The sequence below is a fragment of the Legionella fallonii LLAP-10 genome, assembly GCF_000953135.1.
GTDB classification, from domain to species: domain Bacteria; phylum Pseudomonadota; class Gammaproteobacteria; order Legionellales; family Legionellaceae; genus Legionella; species Legionella fallonii.
This window is the reverse complement of sequence record NZ_LN614827.1, coordinates 2913089-2930628: the sequence shown is the minus strand read 5'-3', so window position 1 is coordinate 2930628 and position 17540 is coordinate 2913089. Positions and strand designations below refer to the sequence as shown.

Sequence of the window (17540 nt, the reverse complement as noted above, 5' to 3'; positions counted from 1 at the left end):
AATAACCGGACATGAAATACAAGAGCGGTTTTATAACAAAAAAACTCAAATATTGCAATATTTTTACTTTGCTTCCCTATAAATAATTATACTGAATAAGGAAAAATCGGAACTACCGAGAAGCATAATTTACCAAATAAATGGCGAGCAGGGAAGCTTAGTAGAAATTTTAAGCAAAGTCGGTATAATTCGCGGTTTTTGAAAATTGAGAAATAATAATGCAGCGTCGGATAAAAAGTTATGTGTTACGGGCCGGGAGAGTAAGTAACCGACAGCAGCAAGGACTGGATTTATGGTTGCAACATTACGAATTAACGGTGAGTAATGAGCCTTGGTCTTTGGATAAGGAGTTTGGTCGCTCTGCTGATACTGTGGTTGAAATAGGATTTGGTATGGGGACTTCTTTATTAAGTATGGCTAAAGATAATCCTCAGAACAACTATATAGGTATTGAGGTTCATAAGGCGGGAGTGGGGAGCCTAGCCGCTGATTTACATGAATATCAATTGTCTAACGTACGTATTGTGGCCCATGACGCAGTGGAAGTACTGCAAGCTCAGGTGGAAGACAATTCCTTAGCAGGGGTTCAGATTTTTTTCCCTGATCCCTGGCATAAAAAACGTCATCATAAAAGACGATTGATCCAACCAGAATTTATCCAACTAGTAAGCAAGAAAATGAAACAAGGTGGTTTTATTCATTGCGCTACTGATTGGCAGGAGTATGCCGAACATATTTTAGATGTATTGTCTGCTGAGCCTATGTTACGTAATCAAAATTTAGCTGGTGGGTATTCTCCTCGCCCAGACTCCCGTCCTTTAACAAAATTTGAAAGACGAGGAGAACGTTTAGGTCATGGTGTGTGGGATTTAATTTTTATAAAAAATGAGTGAATGAGAATAAATGAAGCAGTATCTTTAATAAGATTTATTCTGTAAATTATGGATTGAAAATAACCAATAGACAAAGGTGTAATATGACGGATTTTGCAAGAGAGATGGATGAAGCGATACAATCGGGATTAGATGAGTTTAAAGCCTTTATTCAAAAAAAAATAGGCGAGAATAAAGACTTTCTGAAACAGTCTTTCTGGTTACTGCAAAATAGCGCGCAGATGACTGTTTTAAATTATTTGATAGATGTTCATCAAGAAGAGCCGCAAAAAGCTCAGCAAGAGACGGTGGGGACTGATAATGAGGAGTCTCAAGAGTTACAAAGTGATGTAACTGATGAATATCAAGGTGATTTAACAGAGTTTATTGACTACGTACTCGAGCATTCTGAGGACAAAAACGTTGGGGAGCCTTTACATCAAGCGATTGCTACAGGCAAATTTCAGTTGGCTTTTCATCTCTTAAACTTAGATATTGATGTTGAGCGCCCGCTGACAGAAAAAAGGGATAAATTGAACCTTCAGCGTACATTAGAGCGGTTAAGAAAAGAGGCTGAATTTGATAAGTTTGATCTTGATAGGCGTGATATCGAGGGACGTACCCTGATTTCTTTAATTCTAGATTTTAGAATTTTTGAGTTATTAATGTATCTAATAGCCGGTAGAGCTAATATTCATGCAGCAACGCCTAGATCAGGTAGTCGAGTACGGTTCCAACCATTACACCAGGCCATAGTATTAGATTCTGCTGATGCTGTTCGGTTGTTGGCTTCCCAAGGAGCGCAACTGTCTAATCCTTTGGGAGTAATGAGAGATACACCTTTAATATTAGCTGCACGTTTAGGCAAACTTAGTGCTATGGAGGCATTGCTAGAGTTTCCTGTGGCGGAATTAGATCTCGAAGCTGAAAATAAGAACAGAGCAGATGACGAAACTGGCCGCACGGCGATGGAGGAGCTTTGTCATCGTATAGCGAATAACGAGGATAGAGACGAGGCCATTCGTGGGGTTGCAATGCTATTTTGTCGGGGAGCCGAACCGCCACGTAGTGAAGAAATGCGCACTCTATTAACTGACTATCGTATCGATTTATTGAAAGCGATAGATCAATACTTAGGGGATAAACCTGCTCTTGTTGATGCCTTCGTGAGTCGTTGCCATGTCATTGAAAGTACTCTACACAACATAATATATGCTGACCATTCATGGGGTAGCTCTATTCGTCATTTATTTGGTGTTCCTAGTGACGCCGCATTTATGGTTGAAAATTTGGTAACAAGAAAATACGATGCTCCCCAAATCGAGCATCCTAATGTTGTTCCTCTATCTTCTGCTACAGCGTCGGACTTTCAACAGGAAAAAGACTCTCTTAAATTATATGCTGAATTTGTTAGGCGCTATACAAAAGCTTATGATAACCAAATATTCACCAATCGCTGGAGTACCATGCGCTGGATGATTGCCGAAGGGAATTGTAATTGGCAAAGGGTTGTAGAATACGCTAAAAATCATCCAACGAGTAGAACAAGAATTGTTTTAGGAGACATGTTACAGCCTATACCTAATGTTCATATAGATGTTGAAGAGAGGCCGACGGAAGAATTAAGAAATCAAGCACAAATCTAACTCATTAAGCTATGCTCCTTGCACGATTGTAGTGCAAGGAGCACTTTAGAGAGGAGAGTGTTCAGTATCTACTTGCTTAAACTTCATATACACCCTAGAATTCTAGGTTTCTTAGAAATTGTCGGGAGTTGTGATGGGGTGGAATGAACCAGAGAAAGGCAAAGATCCTTGGAAGGGTAAAAATCAGCCTCCAGATTTAGACGAAGCGTTCAAACGACTTCATGAAAAAGTAAAAAAACTGTTTGGCGGTTCAGGTAAGTCAAGTAATAAATCATCCAATGGTTCCAGTGGTGGCTTGTTGACTGGTATGGTTATTCTGATTGTATTTGTTCTTTGGGTTCTTTCTGGAATATTTATTGTTGATGCTGCTGAGCAGGCGGTAATCTTACGTTTTGGTAAATATGTAGAAACAGTTGGTGCTGGACCTCATTGGATCCCTCGAATCATTTCTTCCAAAATAATCATGAATGTGGATAGAGTTTTAGATTACTCTTATTCAGCTCAAATGTTGACTAGTGATGAAAATTTAGTTTCTGTTTCTATAGCAGTGCAATACAGAATTGGTGATTTACAGCAATATTTATTTAATGTGGCTAATCCCGAGGAAAGTTTGCAACAAGCGACATCTAGTGCTTTAAGACAAGTTGTTGGGACTACGACCTTAGATCAAATTATTACTGAAGGGCGAGAAATTTGGGGTAATAAAGTGCAAGACTCTCTTGTAAAAACCTTAGAACGCTATAAAACCGGTATTTTTATTGTTAACGTTTCTCCCCAGCCGGCCCGTGCTCCAGAAAGTGTGCAAGATGCCTTTGATGATGCAATTAAAGCTCAAGAAGATGAAAAGCGTTTTAAAGAGCAGGCATATGCTTATGCGGCCAAGGTTGTTCCTATTGCTGAGGGTAACGCAAGTCGTATAGAACAAGAGGCCGAAGCATTTTCTAAGCAGGTAGTATTGCGAGCTCAGGGTGAGGTAGCTCAGTTTCTCGCATTGCTTCCCCAATATCTCTTGGCTCCTCAGGTGATGTCAGAGCGGATGTATTTGGATACCATGGAAAAAGTTTTAAATAATAGCAGTAAAATTATTGTTGATAATAAGTCGGGTAATTTGTTGTATTTACCATTAGATAAATTATCTATAAATCAAAGCACTCAATCTGATAATTCCAAAGCAAAAAAAGGAGAGGCTGCTGATAACAACGACGAAGATAATGGAACTTTAGCTGGACGAGATCTCACCAGACCTACTTATCGTCAAGGGAGGGATTAAGAATGAATACAACTAAAACAGCCCTAGGGATTATCGTATTTTTTGTCTTATTGTTGTTTTTTAGCAGTATATTCACAATAACAGAAGGACAACAGGGGATTATCCTTCGTTTAGGTCGTCTAGTTAAAGAGAGTAATTCGGATAAGGTAAAGGTTTTAAATCCTGGTTTGCATCTGAAAACACCTTTTATTGAGAATGTACGTATATTTGACACTCGTATTCAAACAATGGATATCAAATCAACACGTATTGTGACCAAAGAGAAAAAGGATGTAATGGTTGATTATTATGTCAAGTGGCACATTACAGATTTAGCGCAATACTTTAAATCCACTGGTGGTAATGAATTTAAAGCAGAAACATTACTTGAGCAGCAATTGAATACTTTATTACGAGCTCAATTTGGTAAACGAACCATATCTGAAGTTGTTTCTGGTGGCCGTGATGACGTGATGGAGCTACTACGAAAAGCTGCTGAAAAACAGGCTGGTGAACTTGGTATTAATGTGGTAGATGTTCGTCTCAAAGGTATTGAATTACCCGCAAATACTAGTAATGCGATTTATCAGCGCATGCGGGCCGATATGCAGAAAATTGCCAACAGACATAGAGCGGATGGCCAAGCTGCGGCAGAGCAAATTCAAGCTAAAGCTGATGCTGATGTCATGGTTTTATTAGCTAAAACTAATAGTCATGCACAGGAAGTAAAAGCTGTGGGGCAGGCTAAAGCTGCAGCAATTTATGCTAAGGCCTATAGCCAAAATAAGGAATTTTTTGCTTTATACCGTAGTTTAATTGCCTATGAAAATAGTTTTCATAGTAAAAAAGATATTTTTGTCTTAGATCAAAGTAGTGCTTTTTTTGATTATTTTAAGCAGCCGATACCAAAAAATGATGGTGTATCCGCTAAAAAGTAATTATAATGTCCGATTTTGCTGAAATTGGGGTTAACTTCAATCAGCGCTTTGCAAATTAAGAGTAGATCATGGGTAAGAATGTTGTTGTTGTAGGTACACAGTGGGGCGATGAGGGCAAAGGTAAAATTGTTGATTTGCTAACCCAAGATGCACAAGTTGTTGTTCGTTATCAAGGCGGACACAACGCGGGGCATACTTTGAAAATTAACGGAGTGAAAACAGTTCTTCGTTTAATTCCCTCAGGCATGCTCAGACCACATGTAACCTGCTATATTGCTAATGGTGTGGTTCTTTCTCCTCAAGCGTTGCTTTCCGAAGTAAAAGAACTTGAGGATAAAGGGATTAATGTCAGAAGCCGTCTGCGTATTAGTGCTGCCTGTCCACTTATTTTGCCGTATCATGTGGCTTTAGATAAAGCAAGAGAAGGGCACATGGGGAGCGCTGCAATTGGCACTACTGGACGTGGTATCGGCCCAGCTTATGAAGATAAAATTGCTCGTCGTGCACTGAAAGTTAGTGATTTATTTCATCCCGAACGGTTTACTAAGAAATTAACTGCGTTATTGGATTATCATAATTTTGTTTTAACACAGTATTTTAAGCAACCAGCAGTAGAACTGCAGCCCATCCTAGATGAGGCTTTAGTTTGGGCTAAAGAATTACAGCCTATGGTTTGCGATGTGTCTGCTTGTTTACATGAGCATCGGGAAAATGGAGACAATATTTTATTTGAGGGAGCTCAAGGTGTCTATCTTGATATAGACCATGGAACTTATCCTTTTGTTACCTCCTCAAATACTTGCGTTGGCTCTGTAATTAATGGCGCTGGCGTTGGCCCTAAATATCTAGATTATGTTTTGGGTATTACTAAGGCTTATACTACACGAGTGGGCGGAGGTCCTTTTCCAACAGAACTTACTGATGAAATTGGAAAAAGAATCGCTGAGCGCGGACAAGAGTTTGGCGCAGTGACGGGCAGACCGAGACGGTGTGGCTGGTTTGATGCTGCTTTGCTAAAGCGCTCTATTGAGCTAAATAGTATTACTGGTCTATGCATGACCAAATTAGATGTGTTAGATGGATTCGATGTTTTGCGTATTGCTGTAGGGTATAAAGACAGTAATGGTAACTATCTATCTCGCCCTCCGCAGGCAGCCGATGATTTTGTTGGTTTGGTACCGGTATATGAAGAAATGCCTGGTTGGCATGAAAATACTGCTGATGTCACTGTAATGAGTGATTTACCTGCGAATGCTATTACTTATCTAAAAAGAATTGAGCAATTGCTCGGTATTCCTATTGATATCTTATCTACAGGACCAGAAAGAGACTCGACAATTATCCTGCGTGATCCTTTTACTGTTTAATTATGTGCCTCTAATAGAGTGGTAGATAGTTCTACCACTCTTTTTCTTATTCTTTGTTACCCTCATACATTAACTTTCTTTCGAAATGCTGCTATATCGACGAAGCAACTCACTGATACAGCAGCATTTCGAAAGAAGTCTAATGTATATCAGGCTATTCTTCTTATTAACTAACAATTGTTATACTATAATAGCGGGATTTTTCCTCCGTTGAGTTATGCACTTCAAGAAGTAATAAAGGATTTCATATGTCAGAAAATATAGAACAAAGGCCGTTGATTTCTCATTCTATTGATCCCCAATCTATTGATATCACCATAAAACATATTGCTGATAGAATAAGGCAACAAGGTGATAAACCTTACGCTACGGTAAATTATCAGCTAGAGCTACTTAAACAATTAAGTGAATTTGCTTTTGGACGTTTCTTGCTTGCCAATCAAGGAATTAACGGCTATTGGACCCATTATATGTTAACGCATCCTTGGTTTGGGCGAAAAACAAGAGAAAGCGCTCCGGGTATCCCTTTGACCGAGTTAGAGGCATTTATTCTTGATAAAGCTCCATTGATGTTAGCCACTCAGGAGAGGTTTGAAATTTTTCTGCAGAAAAATCAGATGGCCGTGAAGGATAATGCGGTGCTTGCATGTATTCCCTGCGGGATGATGGGAGAACTTTTATATCTTGATTTTAAAAAAATCAACCATATTGAATTAATTGGATTCGATTATGATCCAATGACCTTAAATGATGCTAGCATTCTAGCAAAACAGCAAGGATTAGAGTCTTACGTACAACTCGAGCAAGGTAATGCATGGGAACTTAATCTCGAAAATAAATTAGATTTAATTTCTAGTAATGGTCTTACAATTTACGAGCCTGATGACAAGCAAGTAGTAAAATTATTCGATAAATTTTATAGCGCCTTAAAACCTGGCGGTAAATTGGTCACTAGTTTTATCACATATCCTATAAGCCTGACAGAGCAATGCGAATGGGATATGTCCCAAATCAATCAAAAGGATTTACTACTCCAAAAAATTATTTTTGCAGATATTCTTGAAGCAAAATTCCAATGCTTTCGTTCTTCTGCTCAAACTAAGCAGCAATTGGAATCTGTAGGTTTCACTAATATTGAATTTATCTATGATAAGGCAAAAATGTTTCCTACTGTACTTGCTTATAAATAGGGCGATTTATATAGGTAATAGTTCACATTTTCCATGCTCATGTTTACTCGAACGGTCGGATTAGTGCATAGACTATTATGGCATCCGGCCTCGCTGCGTATTGCCCTCCGATTATAATAAAGGGCGTTCTATTTTTCTATGCCAGATAACTGGTGCAAACTGTTGTATAGAGCAATCTAATAGAAACGAATAAGGAGCTTTGGTTTCTAAATTGGTACTAAGTAAATTAAACCCTCCTCTTCCATGGGTACCTGGACGGAGTTTCCTAACTATAGTTTCACCAGAATAAAGCACAATGATGCAGGCAGAACCAAAGTATTTTTCGGCATATTGTAGGGATAGTATTTTCCCACCTACATAATCTCCCATATCAAAATAAGGAAGCATGGCATCGTCATTAATGGTGGTGATTAGAGTATTTTTATTCTGTGTTTCAAAAAAATTGATTTCTTTAAGAATAACACTGTTTTCTGCAGCAAAAACATCAGGCAAGCCACTAACGGGTCTCGGCGGCAAGCCTAGCCCCAATAAGAACCATTCTGTTGTCGTGATGAGCCCGCAATCCAATACAGTTTTTACGTATTTAACTATGCTTTTTTGAGGGACAGAATACCTTCCATCTTCCCATGCTTGAAGAGTTGCTGCTGAAAAACCACATTTTCCGGCAAACTCTCTTCTAGAAAAACCTAACTGCATCCTAACACTTTTGAGCCTATTGCCAATAATTTTGTCTGTTGTCTTATCCACTTAATATCTAACTGTAATAAGAGTAAATAGTAAATTTATCGTTAATTATTAAAATTTAATATTTATCACTTGTACACGTAATCTATTTTAATTGCCGTAAGATTTATGTCAACTCATAGACAGCCTCATACATCATTTCTTTCTGCGAGAGATATTTTTAAACTCCATTCGACTAATTATAGAACAAAGCTTTAAAAATATTAACTCATATGCCTGCCCAAGGATATAAAAGTTTATTGTCATGCTTGCGATTCACATGATATTAATATTTGTCATGGTCTTTATAAAAAAATAATAAATATTAATATACTATTTCATCGCAGTGAAATGGAGTGTTCATAAAGTTCAGGAGGATCGTTGTCATATGGCTTTTATTTACTAATTTTTTTAAGTAGCTCTGGCTGAGTTTCCAAATGTATTTAATCCGTTAAGTTACGGTAATACCCTACATCAGTCTTACAATATGAAGTTTCCTTCTACCTATATGGAAGGAAGCGTTAGTACCCCAGCTTATGCAGTGTCGCTGATATAACGACTAATGCGGTTAACGTGACTTTGGGATTGTAATGAGTATCTGTAGGCACTAATTGATTTTAGTGCCTATTTTTATTGATTAAGGCTCATTATTATATTGGTTTTCAAAAGATATTAATTTCTGTTCCAAATTCCATTGCAATGTTGCTTTTTCGCTATCCTTAATAACCTCTTTGCAGCGTTCGCTATTTAAATCGCTGCACTCTTGTATTGGAACTGCTTTGCTTGCATTAGCCCAAATACTTTTTCCAGGAAGAAAGGCATAGGTTAATGCATTTCTATTGATTTGTTTTAATGTTGGATAATCCACATTATGTTTCATTACTGCTGCAACATATTGGTGTGTTAAATCAGTTCTTAATACTCCTTCATCGTCAGTGGATAAAACTACTGGAACATGGTGAGAGAGATAATAATTAATGGGATGAGCGCGGCCAGAGAGATTAAGTATCTTTTGATTGCTAATGAGACTTATTTCAACTGGCACGGATTGTTCAGCCATGTACTTCAGGATATCTTCAACATTATTTTCATAACCTATATCAGAGCCATGGCCAATTCTTTGCGCTTGCCCTGTAAATAAGGCTTCATGGATATGATAGCTTAATTCTTCAGGAACTACTGCTTCTGAGGCTAACTCTCCTGCATGGAGCGAAACAGGCACTTTCGGATACATTTGGTGAAGATATTTAAAAATCTGCATTTGTTTTCGATAATCATGTAGGGAGATAATACCATCTTCTGCCTGAACTAAATTAACTCCTACAATAGTACCTTTTGAACGAGAAGCGGCCTCAAATGCACTCAGAGCTTGAGCAAACACATTATCTAATGGTTGTTCGCGTAGTGCGTAATAAAGGAATTTAATTTTTACTTTACAGGGAGGCGATTGCGGATTTTTCTCACAACCTAAATAATCTCGAGTTTGTTGGATAACATTATCACTTTCATTCACCGCATTGGTTATGTTGTTTTGAAAATCAGTATTCGCTAATAATAATCGTCTTTTTTCAGAATAGGAGGGGACTCCTTTTATAAGGTCGCCGAACTTAATGGATTGTCCATTGTCGGGAATATCTAATATTTCTAAATATTGCTCTTGTTGTTGCGCTGCTCTTTGTACTATTTCTGCTAGTAATGCCGGCCTATAGTTGAAAACTATGGAGATATACTTACTAAAACCATTAAAAAAATGATCATGCCCTGATTCTTCTCCTGGAATAAAATCTTTCATGGACCAGCTTTTTATTACTTTAGAGTAGAACTCTGGTTGGCTCATTATTTCTTTAGATTGAATTCCGTCACAGTGCTGTGTATTTGGGCTGATAGCGAATGTTGTTTTGTTAATGCAATAATTTCCTTCGGATGCTAGTAATAACATCGTCTCAGGATAGGCCCCTCCTGCTAAATGATAATGTAATTCTCCTCCTTTAGGCATTGTTTTAAAAAAGGTATAAAGGGCATTAGGATCATTTTTTATTTGATTAAAATGCTCTATAACATCAGCCTGAATAAGAGAAAAATAGGAGACACACAACAAAGATAAGCTGAGTTTAGCAATGTTCATAGTAATTTCTTGATTAATAATTAGTCAATTATTATCGCATAATCTGTATTGAATCCCAACAGATTTAATAATTATTTAATGTCCTCCCTCCACTCCCTGGAGCTACCCTAGCAATGTTGTAGTTTAGAAAGAATAGTGAGATTGAATGTAATAATGATTGTATTTATAAAGTATTCATAGCAGAATATTTTTCATCAATTATTTCTAGGGTGAAGATGAATATGGCACGAATACAGTTAAAATCAGTCATTGCATTTTACAGTTTAATTTTGTCCTTCTGGCTCACTGGTGCAGCGCATGCCACTTCTATTCCTAGTGGGGCTGTGAACAAAAATGCAGTTGAAATTAATATTGGTATTTATGCTCCATTTACTAATAAACGTGCATTTATTGGGAGAAATATATTAGGGGCAATGGAAATGGCTCACGATAAATTATCCTCTTCTCAAATTCATTATTCTTTTTTTACACTTGATAGATTAGCCGATAACCAGGATTCAGCGAGTACTTTGCAAAAATTTGTAACAACTCATCATATTAATGTTTTGGTAACTGAAGGTTCTGTTAATGGTGGTTCCTTAGCTGCTTTTGCGAAAAAAAATAACCTTATTCACTTTAGCATGGCTAGTGATCCTGCGATTGCAGACGGTAAAAACAATTTCCTTATTTGGAGTCCTGCATATGAACAAGCCGAGGTGTTAGTAAATACCTTAAAGCAAAAGAAAGTGAAACAATTAGGTATTATTACGACGAATCATCCTTCTGATAGCGTATTAACCCAGTCTGTAATGAAGCAATTACAAGCTGATTCATCAATAAAAATTGCTACTTATGAGCAATATGATGCTGGCACCAAAGATTTTTCTGGTTTGATTAATAAAATTAAAGGAAAAAATCCAGATCTCTATTTCATAATGGCTTCACCCGAAGATATTGAATTAATTCAATCTAATATGAAACAAGCTCATATTGATAAACCTGTTACAAGCATTGTTGAGCGCGTTACTCCCAAAGTAATGAAGGTGTTTAATGGACAATGGTATATCGATACCCATGAAATGAAACCTGAATTTATTAATCAATACTTAGAAGAAAATATGAATTATCCAGTAACCGAAGCTGGTTATGCGTATGATTTATTCAATATGCTCAATCAGAGTGTTATTATGGCGATGAAAGCCAAATCTGGTTTTTCTACTCAGGAACTTGCAGAACAAATTCATACCCTAGCTACTGGCACAGGGGTAATGGGGCCATTTAATTTAGATAAAAATGGAGTTTTATATACTAAATCTGAAGTAAAAACAGTGAATAAAGGGCAAATACATACAGCATAAAAAAAATCAGCAGTTGTAAACTGCTGATTTTCGAATGAACCTCTTATATTCAATTATCTGTTGGCTAATGACATCCCTTCTAAAACAGTTAAGGCAGCATATAATTGATAATCTTCATGAATTAAATCGTCTGTTTTAGAAGATTTTTTAGCCGCCGTGTTATTTTCAGGATTATTTTTATTGATTAAGTGTCCACTAAGTTCTGCTTCGCTAAATCCAGTTAAGTCTGATTTTTTGCTAACATCTTTAGGAACATCCAACTCTTCTACAACGATGTCAGGAACAATACCTTTAGCCTGGATAGACGTTCCTGATGGGGTATAGTATAGAGCCGTAGTTAACTTGATTGCCGTCTTGTTATCTAAGGGTAATACCGTTTGCACTGAGCCTTTCCCGAAACTTTTAGTCCCCATTATTATTGCTCTTTTATTATCTTTTAATGCTCCAGCAACGATCTCAGAAGCCGATGCCGAACCGTTATTAATTAAGACTACCATTGGAGCATTATCTATCGAGTCTATCGGATTAGGTTTTGCCAATGCGGTAAATTTTGAACCGGGTTGACGGCCTTCAGTGTAAACGATCATTTCTTGTTTACCTGATTTATCAGTACCAAGGAATGCATCGGAAACTTGGATTGCTGAGTCGAGTAATCCCCCGGGGTTATTTCTTAAATCTAAGACCAATCCTTTTAATTTACCATTAGATTGTTGTTTTAATTGTGATATGGCTTGAAGCATGTCTTTTCCTGTTAAGGCTTGGAATTGAGTCAAGCGTATGTATCCATAACCATCGGCGAGCATTTTACTTTGTACGCTCTTAATTTGTATGACTTCTCTCATTAAATCAAAAACTAAAGGTTTACTTACTCCTTTACGAAGTACGGTAAGCTCGATAGTAGAACCTGCTTTACCGCGCATTAAATTAACAGCATCCTTTAGAGAAAGACCTTGAACAGATTCTTTTCCTAATTTGATAATATAGTCACCTGATTTAATTCCAGCTTTGAACGCAGGAGTGTCAACTAAAGGTGTAATGACCTTAACAACACCGTCCTCCATAGTGACTTCTATGCCTAAGCCACCGAATTCACCACTAGTTGATGTTTGCAGCTCTTTAAATTCATCTTCATCAAGATAGCTAGAGTGAGGGTCAAGACCAGTTAACATTCCACGAATGGCGTTATCAAATAGTTCTTTATCATCAACAGGTTTTACATAATATTTTTTAATTTCACTAATAGCGTTAGAAAATCTTTGCACATCTTCCAATGGAATTCGTTTCGTATTAGAATCACTTGTGGCAGGGGTATCGGTAGCAAATGCAGTTAAAGGAAGCATTAAACTTAATGCATATACCACAGCCAAGGTACGTGGAAATGTTTTCTTAATAACCATAGCGATCTCCTCAGATGCAAGGCCCAACATCAGCCGCTTCTTTTTTGTTTTTATTAAATTTTAAAATGCAATTTGAATGCCAGAGCTTAATTTAAGACAACCAGTCTAGCGGCGATACCGCTTTTCCTCTCAGTCTTATTTCAAAGTATAGACCGTTTTGTTTAATTCCACCGCTATGGCCTACGCTGGCAATTTGTTCTCTTTGATGTACTGATTGTCCTTTATGCTTAAATAAAGATTGATTGTGAGCGTATAAGGTCATAAATCCTTGACCATGATCAATAATAAGTAGTAATCCATAGCCCTTTAACCAGTCACTAAATACTACTTTTCCGGGGTAAACGGCAGTAACAACTGCTCCCTCATCGGCAAAAAATGTCACCCCTTGATTCATTCTCTGTATGGATCTATGGTCCGTTTGTACTGGTAACGGCAATTTCTTGCGCATTTGGGCGAACGGTTTGCTACTTTGCACAACACTCTGCTGAGTTAATGATTTTAATAAGCGAGATAGATTTTCCTTATCTTTTTGAAACTCTTTTAGAGCGAGCTGATTGGTTTGAATTTCTTTATTCAAAGATTGGATTAGCGTTGTATGATAACTTTTATTTTGTTGTAATTGTTGCTGATTTTGCGTTAGTTGCTGTTGTAGTTGCTGATTTTTAGCTAGTTCATCATTTAGGTTATTTTTATTTTCGTTAATTTTTTTTCGTGTATCGTCAATTTGAGTAATCAGTTGCTGACGTGATTTGATTACATATTGATAATAGGTAAGAATTCTGCTCACTCGATAAGGACTATCCTGATTAAGTAGCCATTTTAGGGGTTGATATTCACCCATTTGATAACGGGCTCGAATATGACTTGCCAATAATTTTTGTTGTGTTAATAACTGTCCATTTAAATTATTTGCCAAATTTTGTAGTTCGGTAATTTTTCGTTCTTTGCTTGCCATATCATTTTGAATGGCTCGTAGTTTGCGTACGCCATCACCAATTTGTTTTTCTGTTCCAGACAACTCTTGGTTTAATAGGCCACGTTTATCATTAGCTGTAGCTAAAGAGTGTTTTAAGGTATCAATTTTGGTATCTAGCTGCTTTAATTTACTTTGTGTCTGTGTCACAGAAGACGAGTTTGCATGGGCAAAGGAGGCAATGCAAAAGGTCATGGCTAGAACTATTTCGTAATGCCTAATGCGCATGAGCATGGTCTTTTTCCAATAGGGCATGGCCAGTCATCTCAGCTGGGGGATTAATTCCTAGGAGAGTTAGTAGGGTTGGTGCTATATCGATTAAACTGCCCGTTGATTGAGTGAAATGCCACCCACCTCCTACATAGAGAAAGGGGACTGGTTCGCTCGTGTGGGCAGTATGGGCTTGGTGAGTTGTTTCATCAAACATTTCTTCAGCATTGCCATGATCTGCGGTAATTAATAGTTTTCCATTTTTTTTGGCCAGAGCCTGTCCAATTTGACTCATGCATTGATCTAAACATTCAACGGCTCGAACCGTGGCGTCGAAATTGCCACTGTGACCGACCATATCCGCATTAGCATAATTACAAATAATTACATCATAGGTCTGGCAATTAATTGCCTCTACTAAAGTAGCTGTTAATTTGGGGGCACTCATTTCTGGTTGTAAGTCATAGGTTGCAACATGGGGAGATGGGATAAGTATTCTTTTCTCATTAGGGAATGTCTGTTCGCTTCCCCCATTAAAGAAAAAGGTTACATGAGCATATTTCTCTGTTTCAGCAATACGTAATTGCTTGAGGTTATTAATTGCCAGCAGCTCTCCTAAGGTGTTGTTCAATGGGATAGGAGGGAATGCTATGATTGTAGGTAAATTTTTATCATACTGAGTCATGGTGATGAAATTATATAACTGAGGGCGAGTGTCACGGTTAAATCCGTTGAACTCCGGATCAATAAAAGCCGCAGTTAATTGTCGCGCTCTATCCGCCCGGAAGTTAAAGAAAAAAACGGCATCACCGCTTTCAATTGGTTTTTTTTCTCCAATTTGAGTAGGGGGAATGAATTCGTCTGATAAATTGTTCTTATAGAAAAATTCAATAGCTTCTTTTGCGTCAGCAAAATGGTTTTTACTCTGTCCCTGAGTTAATAGCGTATAGACAGGTTCTACTCTATCCCATCGTTTATCTCTATCCATAGCATAGTAGCGACCACTAATCGAACATATTTTCCCCACTTTATACTTTTCAAGTACTTTATTTAGACGATCTAGGCTGCCAAGGGCGCTTTGGGGGGGAGTATCTCTACCATCAAGAAATAGATGCAAACATACAGAGTTAAATTGTTTACTGGCACAAAGCTCAAGGAAGGCAAATAAATGCTCTTCATGACTATGTACGCCACCAGGAGATAGTAAGCCCATGATGTGTAGTGATTTATAGTTTTTTTTTAAATGATCCAGCGTCCCATTAAATAAAGGACTATTTGCAAATTCTCCATTGCTAATCGCTTGGTTTATTCGCGTAAAATCTTGTTGTATTACTCGGCCTGCACCAATGTGCATATGGCCTACTTCCGAATTCCCCATTTGTTCATCTGGTAAGCCGACAGACAGTCCTGACGCATCTAAGAGAATGTGAGGACACTTGTTCCACCACTCATCCCATTGAGGGGTGTGGGCTGTTGCAATTGCATTATGCTTTTTTCTTGGATTATAGCCCCAACCATCAAGAATCAGGAGCACCAGAGGGCCATTTTTTTTCATGAAAGAAGATCCTTCATTTATCAATAAATTAGTCATTTTCTGAATTATACCTATGCTCATCCAAGAGGTATATAGGTCTTATAGAAATTACCCGCTGGAAAACTCAGCGCGGATAAGAGGTCTATTGATTATGTCTAAATACGTAATACGTACTAATAGCAATCTTGAGTTAGAATACACGTGCCGTCATCATTGCACTGTTGAATGGTTTGGCAATCACTCTCATCAACAGTGGTATTAACCGATGGATCAATCACAACGGTCGGGGCTACCCAACCACCACTCGGATAATAGTTGCCGATACTATATCCTGAATAATAGTTATTATCATAATTGTGATGATATCCATCGTATTGATTGTATATCCCTTGGTGATAGCCTCCGGTATTGCCTTGGTGATAGCCTCCAGTATTGCCTTGGTGATAGCCTCCGGTATTGCCTTGATGATAACCTCCGGTATTACCTTGATGATAACCTCCGGTATTACCTTGATGATAACCACCACCTCCATGCTCGGCAAAAACTATACTGCTGAGAGCAAAACCTATAACTAAGAAAAGAGCACGGCATCGATGAGATGAGTTCATGACCAACTCCTTTTACCCAATAACTGGAAAAAAATAACCATTTATTAAAGTATAGCTCTCTCTCACTATAAAATCCGTCTTAAGTGATTGGCATGTCCTCATTTTCTTTTGGTTTAAATTGGGATAGATATTTAGTCAAACTAAGTTGTATCGTTGAGGTAATCCCATATTGGTTTTTTAGTAAAATTAAGGTGCTCCAACCCCACCAGTTACTAGTCAAACGCCTATCGTAGGGATTGGATAAATCAGTTCTTCTTAAAAGTTGTTTACTTTCCTCATCCCAAACAAACATGGGGGTAATATCTAAGTTATCATCAGCGTTGAATGGCTCGGCATGAGGTACCATTGTTAATACACTACTTTGTACAGGTATAGCCCCTGAGTTATAGGCTTCGAATAGTTCATCTGCTGAACGTTGTAATGCTTTCAACAGCATTTGTCGGTTTATTTCATTCATTGGGTTGAAATACGAAAAATCACCATAAACTCGCCATCGGTCGCCCTGAGCATTGTGTACATACAATCCATATTTGTTTTCTTCATTATGCATGTAGTTGGATAATAAGGAGCCTAGTACTGCTGGAGTCACTTTATGCTTTAGTTCTCCTTTCGGAGTGCGTAAATGCCCTGCGGCAAAACGATCAGATAAGAAGTGGGCGGCAAAAGCATCCATAGCATAAGCAAGTTCCAAATCAGAACGATTTCCGGTTTTTTGGGCCTTGATGGCCTGTTTTAAAGCGACTTGATGTCCGTGTTTATAGACGATGATGTTATTAGGTGAAAAATGATCGTAGTTTTCCATAGCTAAAAGTAAATAACGACCAGGATACAGCCACCATCCATGAGAGGCACATCCTCCTCCGGTAATACAATTGACTTGACGTGCTGTTTCATTTCCTATGCGTTTATAAATATCTTCTACAGTTTCACCTCTTTGGATGCCTTCTTCAATATCATGTATTTCCGTTTTGATCACCGCATTAAGTTCTTTCACTTCGCTGATTGCAGCGATGCTCTTAGAAAAAATGTTAAACACTTCTTTAAATCGAGCCTGTTTTGCCCTTTTATCAAGGCCATGGCTTATCGGACTTCCCAAAATGCCATAAAGATCACCAAGGCTAATAATGTCACCAAAAGTAAGTAACAAACCATTCTTCAAATGAAGAGGGGTAGCTACTTCGGGGGACTGTGCTATATCGTAGTGTAACATCACTTGCTGTCCCATTGACCAGTGCTCTGATAGGGCAAAACCAGTTGAAGAGTCCGCATGTATCGTTGGAGAAAATAAACTCCAGAAAAATAAGAATAGGGAATAGAGGGATGTAGCCGCGAATAAATATTTTTTCATCATATTCCTTATTTAAAATAAGA

14 protein-coding genes are annotated in these 17540 nt (G+C 37.9%); 7 read left to right on the top strand and 7 right to left on the bottom strand.

Going from position 1 to position 17540, the window contains the following annotated elements:
* The first annotated feature begins 218 nt into the window (after positions 1–218).
* The 6 genes from trmB (at position 219) to LFA_RS12010 (ending at position 7262) form a co-directional block, all read left to right on the top strand.
* Entirely contained in the window at positions 219–893 is a 675-nt protein-coding gene (gene trmB, locus LFA_RS12035; RefSeq protein ID WP_045096410.1) for a tRNA (guanosine(46)-N7)-methyltransferase TrmB, read from the top strand.
* Positions 894–976: 83 nt separating this feature from the next.
* The gene (gene ankC, locus LFA_RS12030; protein WP_045096409.1) at positions 977–2518 is read left to right on the top strand and encodes a Dot/Icm T4SS effector AnkC/LegA12; all 1542 of its coding nucleotides are present in this window, start codon (positions 977–979) and stop codon (positions 2516–2518) included.
* Positions 2519–2651: 133 nt separating this feature from the next.
* On the top strand, positions 2652–3788 hold the full coding sequence (hflK, locus tag LFA_RS12025) for an FtsH protease activity modulator HflK (RefSeq protein WP_045096408.1): 1137 nt from the start codon (positions 2652–2654) through the stop codon (positions 3786–3788).
* 2 nt (positions 3789–3790) lie between these two features.
* Positions 3791–4705, top strand: coding sequence for a protease modulator HflC (hflC, locus tag LFA_RS12020; RefSeq protein WP_045096407.1), 915 nt, complete (start codon positions 3791–3793; stop codon positions 4703–4705).
* Positions 4706–4773: 68 nt separating this feature from the next.
* The gene (locus tag LFA_RS12015; protein WP_045096406.1) at positions 4774–6072 is read left to right on the top strand and encodes an adenylosuccinate synthase; all 1299 of its coding nucleotides are present in this window, start codon (positions 4774–4776) and stop codon (positions 6070–6072) included.
* Between the two features lie 248 nt (positions 6073–6320).
* Entirely contained in the window at positions 6321–7262 is a 942-nt protein-coding gene (locus tag LFA_RS12010; RefSeq protein ID WP_045096405.1) for an SAM-dependent methyltransferase, read from the top strand.
* Between the two features lie 111 nt (positions 7263–7373).
* Here the strand turns inward: LFA_RS12010 and LFA_RS12005 are convergent, their stop codons facing one another.
* Complete coding sequence (locus tag LFA_RS12005) at positions 7374–8009, bottom strand: helix-turn-helix domain-containing protein (protein WP_157010353.1); 636 nt, start codon at positions 8007–8009, stop codon at positions 7374–7376.
* A 613-nt stretch (positions 8010–8622) separates the two neighbouring features.
* Complete coding sequence (locus tag LFA_RS12000) at positions 8623–10110, bottom strand: adenosine deaminase family protein (RefSeq protein WP_045096403.1); 1488 nt, start codon at positions 10108–10110, stop codon at positions 8623–8625.
* Positions 10111–10331: 221 nt separating this feature from the next.
* Here LFA_RS12000 and LFA_RS11995 point away from each other — a divergent pair, with 221 nt between their 5' ends.
* Positions 10332–11447 carry an ABC transporter substrate-binding protein gene (locus LFA_RS11995; protein ID WP_045096402.1) on the top strand — a complete coding sequence of 372 codons (1116 nt, stop codon included), beginning with the start codon at positions 10332–10334 and terminating at the stop codon, positions 11445–11447.
* 53 nt (positions 11448–11500) lie between these two features.
* Here the strand turns inward: LFA_RS11995 and LFA_RS11990 are convergent, their stop codons facing one another.
* From LFA_RS11990 to LFA_RS11970, 5 genes are all read right to left on the bottom strand, one after another.
* On the bottom strand, positions 11501–12844 hold the full coding sequence (locus LFA_RS11990) for a S41 family peptidase (RefSeq protein WP_045097583.1): 1344 nt from the start codon (positions 12842–12844) through the stop codon (positions 11501–11503).
* Between the two features lie 91 nt (positions 12845–12935).
* Entirely contained in the window at positions 12936–14045 is a 1110-nt protein-coding gene (locus LFA_RS11985) for a murein hydrolase activator EnvC family protein (RefSeq protein ID WP_084602238.1), read from the bottom strand.
* Positions 14035–15582, bottom strand: a complete 1548-nt coding sequence (gene gpmI, locus LFA_RS11980; RefSeq protein WP_045096400.1) for a 2,3-bisphosphoglycerate-independent phosphoglycerate mutase — start codon at positions 15580–15582, stop codon at positions 14035–14037. Before gpmI ends, LFA_RS11985 begins: the two co-directional genes overlap by 11 nt.
* A gap of 152 nt (positions 15583–15734) precedes the next feature.
* Positions 15735–16169: a hypothetical protein gene (locus LFA_RS20185; RefSeq protein WP_052673958.1), complete on the bottom strand. Its 435-nt coding sequence runs from the start codon at positions 16167–16169 to the stop codon at positions 15735–15737.
* A gap of 79 nt (positions 16170–16248) precedes the next feature.
* The gene (locus tag LFA_RS11970) at positions 16249–17520 is read right to left on the bottom strand and encodes a phospholipase (RefSeq protein WP_231865840.1); all 1272 of its coding nucleotides are present in this window, start codon (positions 17518–17520) and stop codon (positions 16249–16251) included.
* Positions 17521–17540: the final 20 nt, after the last annotated feature.

Coding starts and splice junctions, on each gene's coding strand:
- LFA_RS11985 (WP_084602238.1), bottom strand. CDS start 14,045: ATGCGCATTAGGCATTACGAAATAGTTCTAGCCATGACCTTTTGCATT.
- hflK (WP_045096408.1), top strand. CDS start 2,652: ATGGGGTGGAATGAACCAGAGAAAGGCAAAGATCCTTGGAAGGGTAAA.
- LFA_RS11990 (WP_045097583.1), bottom strand. CDS start 12,844: ATGGTTATTAAGAAAACATTTCCACGTACCTTGGCTGTGGTATATGCA.
- gpmI (WP_045096400.1), bottom strand. CDS start 15,582: ATGAAAAAAAATGGCCCTCTGGTGCTCCTGATTCTTGATGGTTGGGGC.
- LFA_RS20185 (WP_052673958.1), bottom strand. CDS start 16,169: ATGAACTCATCTCATCGATGCCGTGCTCTTTTCTTAGTTATAGGTTTT.
- LFA_RS12000 (WP_045096403.1), bottom strand. CDS start 10,110: ATGAACATTGCTAAACTCAGCTTATCTTTGTTGTGTGTCTCCTATTTT.
- LFA_RS12010 (WP_045096405.1), top strand. CDS start 6,321: ATGTCAGAAAATATAGAACAAAGGCCGTTGATTTCTCATTCTATTGAT.
- LFA_RS12015 (WP_045096406.1), top strand. CDS start 4,774: ATGGGTAAGAATGTTGTTGTTGTAGGTACACAGTGGGGCGATGAGGGC.
- trmB (WP_045096410.1), top strand. CDS start 219: ATGCAGCGTCGGATAAAAAGTTATGTGTTACGGGCCGGGAGAGTAAGT.
- hflC (WP_045096407.1), top strand. CDS start 3,791: ATGAATACAACTAAAACAGCCCTAGGGATTATCGTATTTTTTGTCTTA.
- LFA_RS11995 (WP_045096402.1), top strand. CDS start 10,332: ATGGCACGAATACAGTTAAAATCAGTCATTGCATTTTACAGTTTAATT.
- ankC (WP_045096409.1), top strand. CDS start 977: ATGACGGATTTTGCAAGAGAGATGGATGAAGCGATACAATCGGGATTA.
- LFA_RS11970 (WP_231865840.1), bottom strand. CDS start 17,520: ATGATGAAAAAATATTTATTCGCGGCTACATCCCTCTATTCCCTATTC.